Here is a 20,920-nt window from a genome sequence, read left to right on the forward strand (position 1 = left end):
ATAATTTATGTATATATGACGGGAGGAGATTCTAATGGGCACTGATAAGGTTTATAACTCTATTGAAGAAGTATTAGATGTAGCTGAATCTGCAGAGGGTAAAACGGTTGGTGAGTTTGATATAAATAATCGCCTGGATAGTAGGGGAAACAAGGGCGGTATAGGTCAGGTTTTAGAAGAAGGCTTATTTAAAATGGCCGTTAATAGCAGAGCAGAAGCAGACTTTGTTGATTTAGGTTTAGAGCTAAAAGTTACTGCTATAAAAGAAAATAAAAAGAATGACTTCTCTGCAAAAGAACGGTTAGTTTTAAATATTATTAACTATGAAGAGGATTACAAAGACTCTTTTGAAGAATCATCATTTTGGCAAAAAAATAAGAATTTATTGGTTATATTTTACTTATATAAAGACGAATTAGATAAAAAGGATTTTCCTATCATAAAGTCTGTTTTACATAATTTTGATCCTGTAGATTTAGAAATTATAAAGCAAGATTGGCAGACTATTATAGATAAGATTAAAGCTGGTGAGGCCCATAATATTTCGGAAGGCGATACGATGTATTTGGCTGCGTGTACTAAAGGGGCTAATGCTAAGTCTATAAGAAAACAACCATTTTCTAATATACCAGCTAAACAACGTGCATTTTCTCTTAAAAGTTCTTACATGTCTGCCTTTGCTCGCCGTGTTATTGATAGACAATTAATACCATCACTATTTAATGTTGATGAACTTAAAAGTAAGACTACATTACAATTATTACAAGAACGATTCGCTCCATATATTGGTAAACGAGTATCTGAAATTGCAAAACTCGTAGATATTCCCGTAACTAAAAATAAGGCTTTTAATGCCAATCTTATTAGTGCGGTTTTGGGTGTAAAAGGGACTAAGTTAGAATCACTTAGAGAGTTTAGTAAAGCAAATATTAAGTTTAAAACTATACGGCTTGAGCCTACTGGAATCCCTAAGGAACACATGTCCTTTGAACAAATAGACTTTCATCGTTGGGTTAACGATGCATGGGAAGACTCTCAGCTTTATGAAAAATTTGAGTATACAAAATATCTATTTGTAGTATTTCAATATGATGAGACTGAGAAGGAAAATAAAAATAGAGAACCTTATTTAAAAGGAATTATGCTGTGGAATATGCCAGAGGTTGTAATTGAGCATGAGCTCAAAGATTTTTGGAAAGCAACAAAAGCTATTTTGGAAGAAGGTGTCCAACTTACCCCTGTACGTAATGGTGTGTCAAATAACTTGCCAGGTGCTAGCTTTAATGGTGTTTGTCATATTCGTCCTAAGGCCAGAGATGGCAAAGATCAAGTAGAGCTACCAGATGGACAACATATAACAAAGCAATGCTATTGGTTAAATAGAGAATACATAGCAGAGATTGTGAAAGATATATAGTAGAAAATCAATTTGATCTTGATCTTTTATGGAAATTCTGCTATAATAGTGATCTATGAAGGTGTTTGATTAAGGGGTAAAGTAATGAAAATATTCTCCATGTTTGATGGTGTAGGTGGGTTTATAGTAGGGTTAGAGAATTCTTCTAAAGATGCTTTCCAAACGTTGTACTCTAACCAATATGAGCCATCTCGTAAGACTCAAGATGCCTATGAAGTAGGTTTATATAGATTTCCTGATATGGAACATATTCCAACCGATGTAGCTTTAATTCCTAATGAAAAGTTTGAGGAAATGAAAGCTAATGGCGTAGATATGATTGTTGGGGGCTTTCCTTGCCAAGATTATTCGGTTGCACGTAGTAAGAAGAATGAACTTGGTATCGAAGGGAAAAAAGGGGTTTTATTCTGGGAAATTATCCGTGCTACAGAGGTCATTAAACCTAAGTATTTAGTGTTAGAAAATGTTGACCGCTTGTTGAAAGCTCCGTCTAACCAACGTGGCCGTGATTTTGCAATTATGTTAGCCGCTTTTAACCAATTAGGTTATTCTGTGGAATGGCGTGTTATCAATGCTGCTGATTATGGTCGCGCACAACGAAGACGTCGTGTGTTCTTCTTTGTATTTAGAAATGACACAAAGTGGGGAAAACGACTACATACTAAATACGAAGCCACATTACCTACTGATGCCGATTTAGATACTCGTTTAGCTTGTTATACACCTTATATCTTTGAAGATGGGCTTTTTGCTCGTCAATTCCCTGTTAAAGGTGAAGCAGTTAAGAAACGTATTAATACAAATAAGCTTGATGAAGATATTGCTGAAGTTTCTGCAAACTTTTCAGATGGTAAAATGTGGAACTCTGGCCTCATGACAAATGGATACTATTATACGATTGAAACTGAACCAAAAGGTGATGAAGAACCAATACCTATGAAAGATATTGTGGTTCCACCTGAATTGGTGCCAGAAGAGTATTATATTGATGGTGAAAAATTAGAGAAGTTTAAATATCTTCGTGGTCCTAAGAAAATTACACGGACTGCAGCTAATGGACATACTTATACTTTCTCTGAAGGCGGTATGAGTGAATATGACTCTCTTGATTTACCAGGTCGTACAATGCTTACATCTGAAGGTAGTGTTAATCGATCTACACATCTTTTGAAAATTGATGGTAAATATCGACTTATTACACCAATTGAAGCTGAGCGTTTACAAGATTTCCCTGATGACTGGACTCGTTATAAACGTAATGCAAAAGGTGAAGTAGTAGAGGTGTCTGATCGTATGCGTATGTTCTTCATGGGGAATGCACTTGTGACGGGCATCGTTAAACGTATAGGTGATGAGCTTCAAAAGATTGATGCAATATAAATCCATTTATACTTATAAAAAAGGCTCATTAGAGCCTTTTTTTATTTTCGAAGAAGTAATCATAAAAATCTGATATAATTATATGAGAAGAAGATGAAATCTAGTGATTGTAGTTTACTTAAAGGAGTTATATCATGCAGTTTCTAAGCATCAATCATATTTTATATCAACACTATTATTATGCAGTTCCTGATTATCAACGTGATTATGAATGGACAAATGCACAAAACTCTACATTGATAGAAGATATTTTTACTATTTTAGAAAATCCGACTAATAATTCTGATCATTTTTTTGGTGCTTTAGTAACTGTTCCCTATGATGAAAATAACGCGATTAATTCGAGTGTGAACTTTAAAGATTTTAATATACCTATTACTCAAATAAAACATGTTGTTGATGGGCAACAGCGTCTAACGTCATTTTCTATACTATTAAATGTTTTAAAAGATTTAATAGAGTCTGATCCTACTGTAGCAGACCAAGCAAAGAATTTTTATTGTCAACATCAATTGCATAATTTTTTGTTTGGACGAAATACTTCGGTTAGTAGCCCTACATTATGTGCACCAAAATTGGTTTTAAATGCTAATACTGGATGTTGTTATAACCATTTAATTGATAATAGATATTCTGATGGAAATAAAATATACCGTGGGGCAAAAAGGTTAATTACTGCCTTTAAAACTTATAAAGATGAAATAATAAAAAAACGTGATGAGTTAGTTCAATGTAATGCCTTTCAGAATAATGAAAGCTTTTATGCCAAATTATTTGATATAATTACTAATCGTTTGACGTTTGTGGAGATAAACTGTAGTGCTGCTGCAGATGCGTTTCAAGTATTTGATTCATTAAATGGTAAAGGTTTGGATTTAACTGCTGCAGATAGAATCAAAAATATTTTTATTTCCTGGGCTCCGGTTGGGGAAGGTGCTCAAAAATGGGACGCTTTAGTAAGTGCAGTTGGTGAAGATTTTTTATCTGCCTTTTTTGTAAGTTCATTTTTCTATACATCAGGTAAGCGTGTTTCAAAGAATAAATTGCCAGATGAATTTAGAAAAGCATATCAAGCTTCTGCTACAAATAATTTCCTGTATTTTTATAATGATATTCTTACTTTAGCAGATTTATACTCAAATTTGCGAACGATGAAAACATCTAATGCTATAGTTAATGATGTATTAAAAGACTTTAAATCATTAAAGGTTGAACAAGTTTATGTTCTTTTATTTGCTACAGTTAGAACGTATGGCGCAGCTATTATTGAATCACCAATTTATCTAGAATTTATTAAAACTCTATTAACCTTAATTGTAAGGATGCAGGTTTGTGATAAAAGTATGAATAAGTTGGACCATTTATTTTCTCAATGTATCGATTCTATGAAAAATAGATCTGAAGGCTTAACTTTCACTATAGATAAATTGAAAGAGTATATTAGAAATAATGCTCCAGACAATCTGTTTGTCACAGCTTTTGAGGGGTTCTCACCAAGTGATAATAAAGTCTCTGAAGTTTATTTGCGACATATCGAGAATCATTTAAGGAAACAGGCAGGGCGCCGTGAGTCTTTAAGTCGAGATTTGACTGTTGAACATATTATCCCTCAAAAATTGACTGATATTGCTGCTTGGTACGCACCTATGGATATACCGCCAAGAGAGATTCTAGATAGTTTTACTGAAAGTGTTGTAGAAAATATTGGGAATAAGCTCTTACTCTATGCAGATGATAATACTTCGGCAAGTAACAATTTTTATCAAGAAAAGGTAAATGTTTATAATAATGGTAAAAATGGACAGACTCAAGGTACACCTATTAAGACTTTTGAACTAGTCAAAATTTTGTTACAAGAATACCCAAATAACTTTAATCATTTAGAAGTACAAAAAAGAGCTAAGGAACTTGCAAAAATTGCTAAAGAAATATGGAAAGTTTAAGACTAAAATAGTAAATAAGGTTTTATTGGGGACTGATTGAAATGTACAAAATTATTGTTAAAATGATTCTTCTAGTATGTCCATTAATATTTTTTTCTAATTACAGTTTTGCTATTTCACTTTCTGAATTACAAACAGTCTCTCAATTCGTAAATGTTGGTTCAAAAAATGATGGTGATGCTTATTTAAATGTAGATTCTATTCAAAGTATAAGGTATAATCCTCCTTATTACTCTTTGAAGTACACGACATACTATGTTAACTATAATCAAGGCTATATTTTAGAAACTGAAGAGATTTCCAATTATGATTATAATTACTCATATGAAATGCTGTTTAAAAATAATAAGTTTGGTAGTATTAAAACTTTTGACGCCTTTAAGACTGAAGTTGTTAGGCTAAAATATCAAAACTCTGGAATTGAAGGTGGACATAGAATAAAGAAAGTATATAATTTAGATGGAATTCTAATAGAAGATTTAAGCAGTAGTTTTTATGGCTATGAATCAAAACAAATTAAGTTTTTAACTATAGGTTATGATCTTGCAGCTGAAGCTTTTTATAAGGCTTATCAGCTAAGATTTTAGTATAATTTTAGTTTTCATTACTAATTTGAAATAGTGGAACCTATTTTATAGGTTTCACTATTTTTGTATATCTAGCTGATGCAAGAACAGTAATTTATTAAAACGTAGCATTAGAATTATATAATATAGACTGTCCATAGAACTATAAACGTTATATAATAATATTATCAGATTTGTATTTTTCGATATAATTATATGAAAGGAGTACAACATGTCAAATTTTATCACTCCTAAAGAATTATTAGCTTGTCTCGATGAGGTCATCATTTTAGATGCTCGTGGTTATCAAGATTATAAACAAGGCCATATTAAGGGGGCTTTTCCTGTAGATTTAAATAAGGATTTAACAGGTCCTGTAGGTGAGCATGGCGGTCGTCATCCATTACCAGATATGGAGCAGTTGGCTCATACGTTCGAGTCTTATGGTATTACTCGCAATTCCAAGGTCGTTGTGTATGATTCTTGGCTCTTTTTGGCGGGCCGCCTGTGGTGGACTTTGCGCTATATGGGGGTATCTGATGTACGCGTATTGTCCGGTGGCATTGAACGTTGGGTCAAGGAAGGTCATCTTTTAACTAAAGAGCCGACTCCATTACCTACAGAACCTTCCGTTTTTAACTATGAATTGCAAACTCACATGGTTATGAGTCGTGATGAGGTTCTCAAGGCTAGTGAAAGCGGCGATCATGTTATCATCGATGCTCGTGCACCATTCCGATATGATGGATCTCAAGTGGATACGATGGATGGTATGACAGGACATATTCCTGGTGCTGTTAATCATTTTTATGAAAGTGGTTATACCGTAGATGGCCCTAAATCTGTAAAAGATTTAGAAGCCGAGTACTATAATGAAATCTACCAAAATAGACCTGTTGTGACTTACTGTGGCTCAGGGGTAACCGCTTGTAATGCGCTGTTAACTATGAGCGAAGTAGGGCTTGAATCGGCTTTATATGTTGGTAGCTCTAGTGATTGGGTAACCTATGACGGTTTCCCACTTAAGACTGGTGTAGAAACATTACGATAATACAGGAGGGCAAATGAAAATTTTAAAACATCTACTAACCCTTGTTGCATTTGGTTATTTGTGTTATCACATCTATACCTTCGGGCCCGGTATGTTTAATGTTGCGGTGTTGGTAATTCTTGTTTTATCTTCCATAGCTAATTATTTCCGTGAAAAACGTGAAAGTGATCTTAAAGCAAACGAAAACGCTCGAAAGGCTCGTGCGGAAGCAAGACATGCAAAGAAACACAAACAATAGTAATGTACAACTTTCTGGCTGAACTGTATAACATACTATAATTGCTAGTATAAATAAGAATATTTTTGAAATATAAGGAAAATGTTGAAATAGAGGCTTTCACAAACTATATTAGTATGTAAAAGCACTATTAGAATAAGGAGTAAGCATTGAAATTAATTTCTTGGAATGTAAACGGCCTTCGTGCCGCTGTAACAAAAGGATTTATGGAATCCTTTAACGAACTAGATGCGGATATTTTCTGTTTACAAGAAACAAAATTGCAACCTGATCAAATCTCTTTGGAATTGCCAGGCTATGAGCAATATTGGAATAGCGCTGTGAAAAAAGGCTACAGTGGTACCGCTGTATTTACGCGCATTAAACCGTTGTCTGTAACTAATGGTATCGGCATTGAAGAACACGATCAAGAAGGTCGCGTTATTACTGCTGAATATGAAAACTTCTATTTAGTATGCTGCTATACGCCAAATAGCCAACGTGAATTGGCTCGTCTTGAGTATCGTATGGCTTGGGAAGACGCATTCCGCAATTATTTGCTTGAATTAGATAAGAAAAAACCAGTCATTCTCTGTGGTGATCTCAACGTAGCGCATCAAGAAATTGACCTTAAAAATCCTAAGACGAACCGTAAAAATGCTGGTTTCTCCGATGAAGAACGGGCTAAAATGACAGAACTCTTAGGTGCTGGTTTCACAGATACATTCCGTCATCTTTATCCAGATGCTATTGAAGAATACAGCTGGTGGTCTTATATGGGTAAGGCTCGTGAACGAAATACGGGATGGAGAATTGACTATTTCATCACCTCTAAACGTCTTGACGACAAAATTCAAGAAGCTAAAATTCACCAACAAATCTTTGGCTCTGATCACTGCCCAGTAGAATTAGATATCGATTTATAATATATTGAAAGTATAATCTACAGCCTCATCTTAGGATGGGGCTGTTATAATAGGTGAAAGGAGACCTTATGGCTCAAAAACAAAAGGCTGTTGTCTTATTCAGCGGTGGGGTAGATAGTACTACATGTTTAGCGCTAGCTATTGAAAGATTTGGCAAAGACAATGTAGTGCCTTTATCTATTCAATACGGTCAAAAACATAGTAAAGAACTAGAGGCTGCTGCATCTATTCTCGCTTATTATGGAATTGAAGGTAAAACGATGGATGTCACTAAATTGTTTGCCTTCAGCAATTGCTCTTTATTGACCCAATCCACAGAGGCAATACCTCAAGGTTCATACAAGGAACAACAAGAAACAGAAGGGGAAGGTACGGTTAGCACCTATGTGCCATTTAGAAATGGTCTATTCCTATCTGCGGCGGCTTCCTTAGCCTTATCTCTAGACTGCGGCTATATTTACTACGGCGCCCATAGCGATGATGCGGCGGGCAATGCATACCCAGACTGTACAGAACACTTCTACAAATCCATGGGCGACGCCATCTTCGAAGGATCCGGCAAAGAATGCTCCTTAGAAGCTCCATTCATCAACCATAATAAAGCAGACGTCGTAAAAGAAGGCCTACGACTCGGCGTACCATACCACCTAACATGGTCCTGCTACGAAGGTGGCGACAAACCATGTGGACACTGCGGTACCTGCATCGACAGACAAGCTGCCTTTCGCGCCAACGGCGTCGAAGACCCAGCTCTGTAGGCAGGTCGAGGCCCTCGGCCGATGATCGGTTCGCCAGTGGAGCGATGAGGAAAGGTATCTCCTGCCACCCCGTCCTTGCCAATATTACACCGATAGTAGTTACTGTAATAGGCCGCTTTCAACGTTCCTCGACTTGAAAATATTGAAAATATATGATATTATAAGCGCACAACTAAATAAGACAGTTTGAAACCATCCTGTCTCTAAACAAAACTACGGAAATTCATAAGCATTTATAGCATGGTAGTTTTGCCATGCTTTTTTTATTTTGAGGAGGTGAGTGTTATGATTACTACACGTAAATTGACTATTTCTGCCATGGTTGTGGCATTGTACATCGTTGTACTATATTTAACGCAAAGCATTTCTTTCGGAGCGTACCAAATTCGTATAGCAACATCATTATATGCACTTGCTTATGCCTTTCCGTTTTTGGTAATTCCAATGGGGATTGGTAACCTCATTTCTAACTTCCTATTCGGTGGTCTTGGTATCCTCGATATGATGGGAGGCTTTGGCGTTGGTATTTTAACAACAGGTATAATCGTAGGTATGCGTAAGCTTGGCCTTAGCGCTTGGTGGGCGATTCTACCAATTATCTTTGTTCCAGCATTATGTGTACCGTTATGGCTCAGCCCATTACTTGGCCTTCCATACTGGCCATTGGTATTGAACCTCATCGTAGGTCAAACAATTCCAGCAGTGCTTGGCTCTGTTTTGGTGAAAGCATTGATCAGCCGTCCTAGCATGGCTGCTTTATTAGGTGCTTTCAAATAAAAAAGTACATAGGTAAATAAAAAGGCGTAAGCTCGATGTGAGCTTACGCCTTTTTTATGGCTAAATGTTATGGAGGTTGAAAGTATTAGCAGTTGTAGCCGCGCCATTTAGTTTCTACTACGAGACGTTCAAGGGCAACCATGTACGCTGCTTGACGAGGAGGTACATTGTATTTATGTTGCATTTCCCAAACTGCTTCAAAGCTATTTTGCATATTTTTAGTTAAGCGTTCATTAACTTCTTCCTCAGTCCAGTAGAAGCTAGCTTTATTTTGGACCCATTCATAGTAGGATACAACTACGCCGCCGCCGTTAGCAAGAACGTCAGGGATGATGTCGATACCTTTTTCATAGAAGTATTTATCTGCATCATTAGTGGTAGGGCCATTAGCACCTTCCAAGATGATTTTAGCTTGGATGTTTTCCATGTTATCTTTGTTCAATTGGTTTTCAAGAGCTGCCATGTACAATACATCAACTGGTTGAGCCAATAAATCTTGAGCGCCAATTGTAGTCATACCTGGTTCGCTGTAACCTTCAAGGGAACGACCATGGGAGTTAGCATATTCGTATGCTTTTTCCACATCAATACCGTTAGGGTTGTAGATGTTAACGCTTACGTCGCCGATAGCAACAACTTTAGCGCCTGCTTGAGCCATAAGGCGAGCACCTACGGAACCTACGTTACCGAAGCCTTGAACTGCTACAGTAAGGTTTTTGATGTCTAAGTTTTTCTTAGCGAGGTAACTTTGTAAAGCGATGAGACAGCCGCGACCAGTTGCTTCATTACGACCTAAGGAGCCGCCTACTTCGATAGGTTTACCAGTAACGATACCAGGGCTCCATTCGCCTTTTAATGTGCTGTATTCGTCAGCAATCCAGCTCATGATTTGCGCATTAGTATTTACGTCTGGTGCAGGAACGTCAGTATTAACGCCAATGATTGGAGCAATACGACGTACAAAGTTACGAGTTAAGCGTTCTAATTCGCGAGGATTCAAAGTTTTAGGATCAACTTTGATACCGCCTTTACCGCCACCGTAAGGAATGTTAGCGATAGCGTTTTTGATAGTCATCCAAGCTGCCAGTGCACGAACTTCGTTTTCATCGGAGTCCGGATGGAAGCGAAGACCGCCTTTAGCACTGCCACGTAATGTGGAGTGTTGACAACGATAGCCTTCGTATACACGAACTTCACCATTGTCTAGTTGAAGAGGTACTGCTACCTTTAATTCGCGTTCTGGATGACGCAATACTTCGTATTCGCTACGAGTATAGCCAAGTTTTTCTGCGGCTACGTCTAATGTGTTTAACATGTTTTCATATGGGTTATATGTGCTCATAATTACCTCCTGAATATCAGAGTACATAAAATGTTGTTAGTTTTACACATATTGTATTCGACGTTGTATACAGAATACCCTCTATGATTTTACAACTATATTCTATAGTTTTTAATGCTTGAAAAGTGTATAGAATATAGATGTTTACTGTGATAATAGTCACTCCTGGAGTTGGAGGTAAATTGTAGTTTTTACAGTATAAATGGATACTTTTACAAAAAATAAAAAGAGACCGATGAAAGATACTTTCACCGATCTCATAAGAGAATATATTTTATTTTTCCATTGTATCTTCCACTGGAGTAGGAGGTACAGAAGAGTCTGTAGTTTGACCGTCACCCCACCATACGATACCGTATGTATGATTAAGAACAGAACGATTAAATACAGGGCTTTCGATGCCTGCCTTGCGTTGTTTGATATAGTCATCAAGAGCAAGACCTGCAGTACGTCCCATACGTACGATGGAACTAATATTAGTTAATACTAAGAAGGCCATGAATAAATCGGCTAAATTCCATACTAGATCAAGAGAGGCGATGGAGCCTACAAATGTCATGATGATTACACCGATACGGAATAAATGAAGATAGAATCTCTTTTCTGTTAAGTGGCTAATATTAATTTCACCATAGTAATAGTTACCGATTAAGGAACTGAAGGAGAACATTACGATAAAGATTGCTACCGCTGTTGGAGCCCAAGAACCAAGTTGTTGTTCTAGATTATGTTGTACTAGCGCAACACCAGTTAAACCTGTTGTGCTATAGTCGCCAACCATGAGTACAATGAATGCTGAAGCTGTACAAATGATGAAAGTATCAAGGAATACACCAAATGCTTGTACAAGACCTTGTTCAACAGGATGGTTAACAGCCGCAGTAGCCGCTGCATTAGGCACAGAACCTTCACCGGCTTCGTTGGAGAATAGACCACGCTTAATACCATTCATTACAGTGGCACCTAATAAGCCACCACCTGCTGCTACTGGTTCAAAGGCTGAGCTAATAATAGTATAAATAACATGTGGGAATTGGGTGATGTTCATAATGACCACGAATAATGCAGTAGCAATATATAGTACAGCCATGATAGGAACGATGATTTCAGATGCTTTTGCAACGCGATGAATACCACCAAAAATAATGAGGCCAAGAAGTATTGCTACAACGGCACCGGTGTAGGATACATCAAAGTTAAATACTTGAAGAGAGGCAGCTAATGTGTTCGCTTGTACTGAGTTATAAATCCAACCGTATGTAATACTGATTAGAATAGCAAATAAAACAGATAATGCTTTGTTGTTTAAACCATAGCGAATGTAGTATGCTGGGCCGCCGTAAAAGCCACCTTTAGCAACAGGTTCTTTGTAGATTTGTGCCAATGTAGATTCGATGAAACCTGTAGCAGCACCAATAAGAGCGATAACCCACATCCAGAAAATAGCACCAGGACCACCAAGTACAACGGCAATGGCGATACCTGCGATATTACCAACACCTACACGAGATGCGGTGCTAACACAGAACGCTTGGAATGAGGATACATGATTTTTTTCAGTAGAACTACCTGCACCATTGACTACGAGACGAATCATTTCTTTAATCATACGAATTTGTACAAAATTCGTTGTCATAGTAAAGAATAGACCTGCGCCGATGAGGATAAAAATGATGAAATAACTCCATAAATAACCATTAATGGTAGAAATAGCATCATTGAGCATTGCTTCCATAAAAACGCTCCTTTCTTATAAAAAGAATTCATATAATTATTAATGATATTGTATCAATTTCTATAGACTCTGTAAAACAAAAATCCCTCACAAGCGTGAAGGATTTTATTAATAATTTATAATTTATAATTGTATAGCCACCAAGATGAGCAACTAGCATGTTTCTTTAAGATTTAGTGAAATCCTGAGATTCTTCCATACCTTGTAGTAAGGTTTGTTCAGAATGTTCCATATGAATTCTAGCAAGTTTTCGAGCTTGTGTAGCGTTATGTGAAGCGATAGCTTCTACTAATTGGCGATGTTCTTCCCAAGTTTTTCTAAGGCGGCCTGGTTGGTTCATAGAAAAGCTGCGGAAACGATAGGTTTGCTCGCGCAAGTTGTGAACGATGTCCGCTAGTCGTTCATTGCGAGAGGCTCGGTATAGAACTTCGTGAAATTCCACGTCCGCTGCTACGACGGATTCCATATCTTTGTTTTCCATATGGTCGCCAATTTCTACAAGCATTCGTTCTAAGGTTTCGATTTCTTCTTCCGTAATGCGCTCCGCTGCAAGGCCTGCAGCAAGCTCTTCGAGAGCAGATCGAATTTCAAATACTTGAGTAATATCCTTTAACGATATATTGGCCACGTATGTGCCACGGCGAGGAACCATGACAACAAAACCTTCGAGCTCAAGCTTACGAATGGCTTCGCGAATTGGTGTACGGCTCACACCGAGTTCTTCAGCTAGAGGAATTTCCATAAGGCGTTCGCCTGGTTTTAACACGCCGTCTTGAATGGCTTGACGTAATGTTTCACTTACGACTTCGCGTAGAGGTTTATACGCATCTAAGCGTATTGGTTGTAACCGTTTTGTCATGGTAAGTCCTCCTGTGTACATGTTTTTGTAATGAGCGATAGCCAATCATGGCCTGCTGCTTTGATTTCTTCTTGTAGTTGTAATGCTTCCATTGGTTTATCCAGCAATACCACCATTGTAGGACCACTACCAGTCATGATGGTTGGATAGCCGCGGCTAGCGAAGAATTCTTTACAAATGACAAGTTCTTCGTGGTCAGGGAAGAGTAGTTCTTCAAATGTATTAGCACTAGCAAGGAATGCTGATTTTAAGTCATTGTTTTCTAGGTGTCGTTGGACTGTATCGATAGTTTGTTTTGTTGCTACGGACTTGCCTGTGAAGCGACCATAAGCAGCTGCAGTTGATACAGAAACCTTTGGTTTTACTAGCAATAGCCAATGTGGATCTGGAGATTTTCCGTACGTTAATAATTCACCACGCCCCGTGCCCCGTGCTGTACCACCTTGCAATAGGAATGGCACATCGGATCCAAGAGTAGCACCGATTTGTAAAAGTTCCTCTTGGGTGAGTCGTAAGTCCCAGAATCGATTGAGACCTACTAACATAGCAGCCGCATCAGCACTACCACCGCCAAGACCGGCTTGAATAGGTACCCGTTTTAATAGGTGAATGGCAGCTCCCGCTTTGCAGCCTGTATAGGCTTGGATTGCCCGTAATGCTTTAAGGGCAAGATTCTCTTCGCCGTAAGTAACTAATTTTTGCATATACTCAGGCAATTCTGGAGCGCCGCCGGAGAATACTACGGAATGATGCTTAGCAAAATAAATGGAATCGCTAAGGCGAATAGATTGGAAGATGGAGTCGATATCGTGGTAGCCATCTTCACGCTTGCCTGTAATAGCAAGACCAATATTAATTTTACTGCAACCGAGTTGCTCAAAACTTTTACTCATAATAGCCTCGTTTATAACGTACATAATATATGCAGTATATATGTTTATTTTATACTCTTATAAAGTGATTGAAAATAACCATTAAGTGGTTTATGATGAATTTGTATACGCATATTGTTTTATTACTAAATGTATTGTAAATAGCGTATGTTTTAGTTAGTTCATTATAGAATATTTATAGTGAAATGGCAATTTGGAGGAAGCTATGTTCGCTAAGTATAGAAGTGTTATCTATGAAAGCCTTATGGTCATTCTTGGATGTGCCATATTTGGTGCCGGCCTTGATGCCTTTGTATTGCCACACAAATTGGTGAGTACTGGTATTAGTGGGGTAGGCTTGATTTTGTATTATTTAACGGGCTTATCTGTTGGTTCTTGGAATATGATTTTAAATATTCCTATATTCTGGGCTGCTTGGAAGTGGCTGGGCACCCGTGTTGTTATCAAAACCTTGTATGGCACATTGATGCTGTCTTGGATGGTTGATTTATTTAACTTCTTGCAATATGACATGATTATTAAGGATCCTTTGTTGAGTTCCATGATGGCTGGTATTACTACTGGTGTAGGTCTTGGCATTGTATACCGCGTAGGCGGTAACACAGGTGGGCTTGATCCTATTGCACTCATTGTACGCAAATATTATGGACTTCAAATGGGGTCCATTAATAGTGCCATAAACTGTGCTATCCTTGTTGCTGCAATTGGTGTTGTTGGCCTTGAAGCCGTAGCGGTCACACTTATTAGTGTCTATGTGTATACCATCATTACGAATAAGGTGGTTATCGGCTTTAATCAGCGGAAGGTTGCTTTCATCATTACCTATCGTACTGATGAGGTCTGTGAATGCATCATCAATAAGGTTGGTCGTGGCGCAACTATCATTAATGGCATTGGTGCTTATACGCGGACGCCGAAGCAAATCGTTATGGTAGCCGTTAATCTCTTGCAAGTAAATAAATTAAAAGAGGTTATTCAAGAGGCGGATCCAAATGTGTTTATCTTAATAACTGATGCGCAAGAGGTCATTGGGCAAGGCTTTACACAACCGATTATCCCTACTGAAGTGTGTGAACAGTTAAAAGATAAGAGTACCACACAAGAGGATAATACACAGACTATACATAATCGCTAAGTAAAGCAAAATGTAAAATCAGAAAAGTAAAATTCAAAATGTAAGCATTAGTCATCTCATATTAATTATGTGTAAATATAATATTTTATGAATGACATATACATTTGAGATTAGGAGGTTCCTATGGCTCATAAATTAGCAGGTACGCCTGTACAAGAACAAGATATTATAGATGTACAAACTCTGGTAGATGCCTATTTTGACAATGCACCAGATGTAACTGATCCGACACAACTCGTATCCTTCGGTACATCAGGCCACCGTGGTACCTCTTTAAATGGTACCTTTACGGATTTACACGTAGCGGCTATTACACAGGCAATCTGTGATGGTCGTGGTCAATTTGGTGCGACAGGGCCCATTTTTGTGGGCCAAGATACACATGCCTTATCTCAGCCTGCATTAGTAACAGTGCTTGAGGTACTTGCTGGTAATGGTGTGACTGCCATGGTTGATGCGGATATGGACTTTGTTCCAACACCATCTGTGTCTCGTGCAATCATTCGATATAATGAAAGTCACGATAAAAAAGCAGATGGTATCGTTATTACACCATCTCACAATCCTCCAGATAATGGGGGCATTAAGTATAATGCTACCAACGGTGGCCCTGCAGATACGTTGATTACAAAATGGATTGAAACCCGCGCCAATGAGTACGTTCGTGCTTATTGTGAATTAGAAGGGTTTAAACGCATTAGCATAGATAATATTGAACCAGATCAACAAGTGCCTTATGACTATAAGGGCTTATATGTGGAAGAGTTATCTTCCATCATCAATATGGAAGCAATTCAAAGTGCGAAGCCTAAAGTTCTTGTCAATGCATTAGGTGGTAGTGGCCTTGGTTATTGGCGTGCTATTAAAGAACGATATAATCTCAATATGGATATTATCAATGATGAATACGATCCAACCTTTAGCTTTATGACCTATGACCATGATGGCAAGGTGCGTATGGATTGTTCTTCTGAATATGCGATGGCGGATGTAACTAAACAAATTGGCAATTATGATCTCGCTGTTGGTAATGACCCTGATTATGATCGCTACGGTATCGTTACTGCAGAGGGACTTGCTTCTCCTAATGCGTTCCTTACGGTTGCTGCAGATTATTTGTTTACAACCCGTGGTTGGACAGATAAAGGGGTAGGTAAAACCGTTGTTTGTACCACTATGATTGATAAATGGGCGGCTGTTAAAGACATTCCGGTTTATGAGGTTCCGGTAGGCTTTAAATATTTTAGCTCTTTATTATTTGATGGTGAGATTGGTATCGGCGGTGAAGAATCTGCAGGCGCATCGTTCCTTAAAAAGGACGGCACCGTATGGACTACCGATAAAGACGGCATGGTAATGGCGCTTCTAGCAATGGAAATGTATGCCGTTATGGGCGCAACTGTTGATCGCCTCTACAATAATATTGTTGAAGGTTGTGGTGACCCACGATTTGGTCGCATTGATGCGGCTTGTACAAAGGCAGCAAAGGCTAAGTTGAAACAGTTGAATGCAAGTTCCATTACAGCTACAGAGGTAGATGGAGACGCTATTACTAATATACGCACTACATCCTTATACAAGGATATGCCCATCGATGGGGTTCGCGTAGAAACTGAAACAGGTTGGTTTGTAGCGCGTCCGTCCGGTACAGAGGATTTGTATAAAATTTATGGTGAAAGCTATAAAGGGGATAAAGGTTTAGTCGCGTTATTGACAGCAGGAGAGGCTATCGTAACGGCTGCATTATCCGACGAAGTGTAAAATACTATTTTTACATGAAAACTCATGAAGATTTCACCGTAGAAAAGTAATAAATGTGATATAATATATTAATATAGTTTATTGAATACCCTATATGGGGCAAATAGTTTGTAGTGCTCAGAAAAGGTGATGTTATGAAATTAGTTGTTACCGTTGTCGGCGTTGACCGCGTTGGTATCATTGCAGGGGTTAGTACTGTACTTGCTAACCACGGCGTAAACATTATGTCTATAAATCAAACCATTCTTGATGGCGTTTTCAATATGATTATGATGTGTGAAACAAAGTCTGAAGATGTGAAAGATTTGACATCTATTCAAGATGCTTTGAATGCACTCGGTAAAGAACTTGGTGTTGAAATCCGTGCACAACATGCTGATATTTTCTTAAGCATGCACCGTGTAGGATAGGAGGCACTATGTTATCTATCGACAATATTTTAGAAACGAATCAGATGATTCATGATAACAAGCTTGACGTACGTACCATTACAATGGGTATTAGCTTGCTTGAATGTGCATCTAGCTCTGGTAAAGAGTTGTGTGATCGCATTTATGATCGCATTACGAAAGAAGCAGAGCACCTTGTGTCTACTGGTGAGGATATTGAGCGCGAGTTTGGTATTCCTATCATTAACAAACGTATTTCTGTAACACCGATCTCATTAGTGGCTGGTGGTAGTGATTTAACATCCTATGTTCCAATTGCAGAAGCGATGGATCGCGCTGCAAAAACAGTAGGTGTAAACTTTATCGGCGGTTTCTCTGCTCTTGTAACAAAAGGTGCTACACGGGCTGACCGCATTTTGATTGATTCCATCCCAGAAGCGCTGGCAACTACAGATATCGTATGTAGCTCTGTAGGTGTGGGCTCTACTAAAACGGGTATCAACATGGACGCAGTTCGCGACATGGGTATCATCGTTAAGAAAACGGCAGAACTTACAAAGGATAATGATGCTCTTGGTTGTGCTAAGCTTGTTATTTTCTGTAATCCTGTAGAGGATAATCCATTCATGGCCGGTGCCTTCTTCGGTGTAACTGAAGGGGATAGCGCTATTTCTGTAGGCGTATCTGGTCCAGGCGTTGTAAAACACGCACTAGAATCTGTACGTGGTCAATCCTTTGACGTTGTAGCAGAAACGATTAAACGCACTGCTTTTAAAATTACTCGTGTAGGCCAATTGGTAGCACAAGAGGCATCTCGCCGTCTTGGCAAACCATTCGGTATCATTGACTTGTCCTTGGCACCAACACCAGCTGTAGGTGACTCGGTAGCTCACGTTCTTGAAGAAATGGGCTTATCCTCTTGTGGTTGTCACGGTACTACAGCAGCACTTGCATTGCTTAATGATGCAGTGAAAAAAGGTGGCCTTATGGCATCTTCTCACGTAGGCGGTCTCAGTGGTGCATTTATTCCAGTATCTGAAGATGCGGGTATGATTGATGCTGTATCTTGTGGCAGTTTATCCCTCGATAAATTAGAGGCTATGACATGCGTATGTTCTGTGGGCCTTGACATGATTGCTATTCCTGGTGACACAACAGCAGATACAATTTCTGCAATCATTGCTGATGAATCTGCTATTGGTATGATTAATAATAAGACAACTGCGGTTCGTGTAATTCCTGTACCTGGTAAAACAGTAGGTGAGGTTGTTGAGTTTGGTGGCTTGTTAGGCTATGCTCCAATCATTGAAGTAAGCCCATATAGTGCAGCTGAGTTCATCGCACGTGGTGGTCGTATTCCTGCACCTATTCGTAGCTTAACGAACTAATATTGTTTTAACCCAGTTGTTGGAGGTGTCTTATGAGTGATTATGTGCTCGATTATGTATGGGCCTTTGCTCTGGCGCTCGTCATAACCTTTGCACTTACCCCTTTGGTGAAACGCTTTGCCGTTGCTGTTGGGGCAATAGATAAACCTGATGCCCGCAAGGTACATCATGGTGCTATTCCACGACTTGGTGGGTTAGCAATCTTCCTCGGTTATATAGGATCGGTCCTCTTTAATGGATCTATCCCACATGACCATAAACTATTTGGCTTTGTGCTTGGTACCGTTATCCTTGTGCTTGTCGGCATATGGGATGATATTAAACAAATTGAGCCAAAGACTAAGTTGATGGGCCAAATCATAGCGGCAGCTATTTTGGTAGCTTACGATATTCGCGTAGACTTCATCAACCTTCCTTGGGGTGGTGTGGTATACCTTAAATATTGGTCTGCTCCATTGACTATTTTCTGGATTGTAGGCTTTACGAATATCGTAAACCTTATCGATGGACTTGATGGCTTGGCAGCAGGCATTTCCTTTATTGCTTGTATTGCTGTTTGTGCTATGACATTACAACTTGGTCAAACAGACCTTGCCTGTATTTCATTGGCACTAGCAGGTGCAACAGTAGGGTTCTTGCGGTATAACTTTAACCCAGCGAAAATCTTCATGGGTGATACGGGCTCTATGCTCCTTGGTTATACATTAGCCGCTATTTCTGTAATGGGGGCTGTTAAAACGGCGGCTACTATTGCATTAGTGGTACCAGCTATCGTGCTAGGCTTACCAATTCTCGATACATTGTTTGCTATCGTGCGCCGTAAAATCAGCGGTCGTCCGATTTTCAAGCCTGATAAAGGCCATGTGCATCATCGTTTGTTAGCACAGGGCTTATCTCAAAAACAAGCGGTGCTAATGATGTATGCTGTAACGGCTCTCTTTGGTGGCGTATCCGTCATCGTAGCAGAGGTCAATGCTTGGATTGGTATCGCATTAGTACTCGTTATCTTCTTAGGTAGTATTTATGTGGCTCGTCGCCTTGGTGTTATTACTCACAGTGATGCGGCAGGTCATCCACTACCACGTCCTACAATTGAACGCAGCGACTCAGATGAAACTATTTCCTTTGATCGTGAAGAATTGGCAAAAGCTTTAGAGGAATCTGAAGATTCCCATAAGAAATAACCATGTGGGGCGCTTGGCGCCCCATTTTTTCTATCCTACTATGTTGGAGGCAACTATGTTAAAAGTTATGACAATCTTTGGTACAAGACCTGAGGCTATCAAGATGGCTCCTCTTGTAAAAGCATTAGAAGCAGCACCGGATATGGAACCGATTGTAACCGTTACGGCACAACATCGCGATATGCTCGATCAAGTACTAAACTTGTTTAATATTACCCCTGATTACGACTTGAATATTATGAGCCAAGGTCAAACATTGTACGATGTAACAAACCGTGCGTTGATGGGCCTTAAAGATGTATTAGAAGAAGCTAAACCTGATGTGGTTCTTGTACATGGTGATACTACAACTACCTTTGCAGGTGCTTTGGCGTCCTTCTATCAAGAAATTCCTGTAGGCCATGTAGAAGCAGGCCTTCGCACTGGTGATATTTACTCTCCATTCCCAGAAGAGATGAACCGCAAGTTGACTGGTTCTATTGCGACATATCATTTTGCACCAACAGCTAGTTCTGAAAGTAATCTAAAAAAAGAAAATATAAATGCAGACCATTTGTATGTAACAGGCAATACGGTTATTGATGCCCTTGATACAACAGTACAAGAAAACTATGTGTTTGATGATGCTGCTATCAATGCATTAGATCCTGAAAAACGTACAGTGCTTGTTACGACACATCGCCGTGAAAACTTGGGTGAGCCTATGCGCCATGTATACCAAGCTATTCGTAATTTGCTTGATGAATTTAAAGATATTCAAGTGGTCTTCCCTGTACATAAGAATCCTAAGGTTCGCCAAGTTGTACAAGAAGAACTCGGTTCTGTAGAACGTGTTACATTGATTGACCCGCTTGATTACGAACCATTTGCTAATTTGATGGCTAAATCCTATTTGATTCTTACTGATTCTGGTGGGATTCAAGAGGAAGCACCAGCTCTTGGTAAACCAGTTCTCGTATTGCGTGATACTACAGAACGCCCAGAAGCTGTTGAAGCTGGTACTGTGCGCCTTGTAGGTACTGACAAAGACGCTGTACATGCAGCAGCTCATGAATTGTTGAGCAATGCAGAGGCTTATAAATTGATGTCTAATTCCGTTAACCCATATGGTGACGGCAAAGCATCTGAACGCATCATCCAAGCGTTGCGCCATGAATTTTTAGGCGATCCTAATCGTCCTGAACGTTTTGGTAAATAAT

Annotated in this window: 19 protein-coding genes; 15 read left to right on the forward strand and 4 right to left on the reverse strand. The window is 38.9% G+C overall.

The features are described from left to right. The first annotated feature begins 34 nt into the window (after positions 1 to 34). The 9 genes from LKD20_RS05200 to LKD20_RS05240 all read left to right on the forward strand — a co-directional run bounded on the left by LKD20_RS05200 (position 35) and on the right by LKD20_RS05240 (position 9,035). Complete coding sequence (locus LKD20_RS05200) at positions 35 to 1,417, forward strand: Sau3AI family type II restriction endonuclease (RefSeq protein ID WP_227721088.1); 1,383 nt, start codon at positions 35 to 37, stop codon at positions 1,415 to 1,417. 84 nt (positions 1,418 to 1,501) lie between these two features. Beyond that, positions 1,502 to 2,797 carry a DNA (cytosine-5-)-methyltransferase gene (dcm, locus tag LKD20_RS05205; protein WP_227721089.1) on the forward strand — a complete coding sequence of 432 codons (1,296 nt, stop codon included), beginning with the start codon at positions 1,502 to 1,504 and terminating at the stop codon, positions 2,795 to 2,797. A 134-nt stretch (positions 2,798 to 2,931) separates the two neighbouring features. Further along, positions 2,932 to 4,740, forward strand: coding sequence for a DUF262 domain-containing protein (locus LKD20_RS05210; protein WP_227721090.1), 1,809 nt, complete (start codon positions 2,932 to 2,934; stop codon positions 4,738 to 4,740). A 41-nt stretch (positions 4,741 to 4,781) separates the two neighbouring features. Continuing rightward, on the forward strand, positions 4,782 to 5,327 hold the full coding sequence (locus LKD20_RS05215; RefSeq protein WP_227721091.1) for a hypothetical protein: 546 nt from the start codon (positions 4,782 to 4,784) through the stop codon (positions 5,325 to 5,327). A gap of 211 nt (positions 5,328 to 5,538) precedes the next feature. Continuing rightward, on the forward strand, positions 5,539 to 6,357 hold the full coding sequence (locus LKD20_RS05220; protein ID WP_227721092.1) for a sulfurtransferase: 819 nt from the start codon (positions 5,539 to 5,541) through the stop codon (positions 6,355 to 6,357). A 13-nt stretch (positions 6,358 to 6,370) separates the two neighbouring features. After that, entirely contained in the window at positions 6,371 to 6,595 is a 225-nt protein-coding gene (locus LKD20_RS05225; RefSeq protein WP_227721093.1) for a DUF5379 domain-containing protein, read from the forward strand. A 149-nt stretch (positions 6,596 to 6,744) separates the two neighbouring features. Beyond that, positions 6,745 to 7,500: an exodeoxyribonuclease III gene (locus LKD20_RS05230; RefSeq protein ID WP_227721094.1), complete on the forward strand. Its 756-nt coding sequence runs from the start codon at positions 6,745 to 6,747 to the stop codon at positions 7,498 to 7,500. Positions 7,501 to 7,568: 68 nt separating this feature from the next. Continuing rightward, positions 7,569 to 8,258 carry a 7-cyano-7-deazaguanine synthase QueC gene (gene queC / locus LKD20_RS05235; protein ID WP_227721095.1) on the forward strand — a complete coding sequence of 230 codons (690 nt, stop codon included), beginning with the start codon at positions 7,569 to 7,571 and terminating at the stop codon, positions 8,256 to 8,258. 285 nt (positions 8,259 to 8,543) lie between these two features. Continuing rightward, complete coding sequence (locus tag LKD20_RS05240; RefSeq protein ID WP_105094215.1) at positions 8,544 to 9,035, forward strand: QueT transporter family protein; 492 nt, start codon at positions 8,544 to 8,546, stop codon at positions 9,033 to 9,035. 85 nt (positions 9,036 to 9,120) lie between these two features. Here LKD20_RS05240 and LKD20_RS05245 read toward each other — a convergent pair whose 3' ends face one another. From LKD20_RS05245 to ispE, 4 genes are all read right to left on the reverse strand, one after another. Further along, the gene (locus LKD20_RS05245; protein ID WP_105084953.1) at positions 9,121 to 10,377 is read right to left on the reverse strand and encodes a Glu/Leu/Phe/Val family dehydrogenase; all 1,257 of its coding nucleotides are present in this window, start codon (positions 10,375 to 10,377) and stop codon (positions 9,121 to 9,123) included. Between the two features lie 274 nt (positions 10,378 to 10,651). Continuing rightward, positions 10,652 to 12,112, reverse strand: coding sequence for an alanine/glycine:cation symporter family protein (locus LKD20_RS05250; RefSeq protein WP_227721096.1), 1,461 nt, complete (start codon positions 12,110 to 12,112; stop codon positions 10,652 to 10,654). Between the two features lie 166 nt (positions 12,113 to 12,278). Further along, positions 12,279 to 12,971: a GntR family transcriptional regulator gene (locus LKD20_RS05255; protein WP_105084951.1), complete on the reverse strand. Its 693-nt coding sequence runs from the start codon at positions 12,969 to 12,971 to the stop codon at positions 12,279 to 12,281. Beyond that, a complete protein-coding gene (ispE, locus tag LKD20_RS05260) occupies positions 12,968 to 13,864 on the reverse strand; it encodes a 4-(cytidine 5'-diphospho)-2-C-methyl-D-erythritol kinase (RefSeq protein WP_227721097.1) in 897 nt (298 codons plus the stop codon). The genes LKD20_RS05255 and ispE overlap by 4 nt, the downstream gene beginning before the upstream one ends. A 205-nt stretch (positions 13,865 to 14,069) precedes the next feature. Between ispE and LKD20_RS05265 the strand changes: the two genes are divergently transcribed. The 6 genes from LKD20_RS05265 to wecB all read left to right on the forward strand — a co-directional run bounded on the left by LKD20_RS05265 (position 14,070) and on the right by wecB (position 20,919). Continuing rightward, on the forward strand, positions 14,070 to 14,999 hold the full coding sequence (locus LKD20_RS05265) for a YitT family protein (protein ID WP_227721098.1): 930 nt from the start codon (positions 14,070 to 14,072) through the stop codon (positions 14,997 to 14,999). 123 nt (positions 15,000 to 15,122) lie between these two features. Further along, complete coding sequence (locus LKD20_RS05270) at positions 15,123 to 16,760, forward strand: phosphoglucomutase (protein ID WP_227721099.1); 1,638 nt, start codon at positions 15,123 to 15,125, stop codon at positions 16,758 to 16,760. 134 nt (positions 16,761 to 16,894) lie between these two features. Beyond that, positions 16,895 to 17,170, forward strand: a complete 276-nt coding sequence (locus LKD20_RS05275; protein ID WP_039968964.1) for an ACT domain-containing protein — start codon at positions 16,895 to 16,897, stop codon at positions 17,168 to 17,170. 8 nt (positions 17,171 to 17,178) lie between these two features. Then, on the forward strand, positions 17,179 to 18,537 hold the full coding sequence (locus LKD20_RS05280) for a PFL family protein (protein ID WP_227721100.1): 1,359 nt from the start codon (positions 17,179 to 17,181) through the stop codon (positions 18,535 to 18,537). Between the two features lie 32 nt (positions 18,538 to 18,569). Next, complete coding sequence (locus tag LKD20_RS05285) at positions 18,570 to 19,721, forward strand: glycosyltransferase family 4 protein (protein ID WP_227721101.1); 1,152 nt, start codon at positions 18,570 to 18,572, stop codon at positions 19,719 to 19,721. A gap of 55 nt (positions 19,722 to 19,776) precedes the next feature. Beyond that, positions 19,777 to 20,919 carry a non-hydrolyzing UDP-N-acetylglucosamine 2-epimerase gene (wecB, locus tag LKD20_RS05290; protein ID WP_227721102.1) on the forward strand — a complete coding sequence of 381 codons (1,143 nt, stop codon included), beginning with the start codon at positions 19,777 to 19,779 and terminating at the stop codon, positions 20,917 to 20,919. The last annotated feature ends 1 nt before the right edge of the window (position 20,920 follow it).

This window comes from Veillonella fallax, from assembly GCF_020687175.1.
GTDB lineage: Bacteria > Bacillota > Negativicutes > Veillonellales > Veillonellaceae > Veillonella > Veillonella fallax.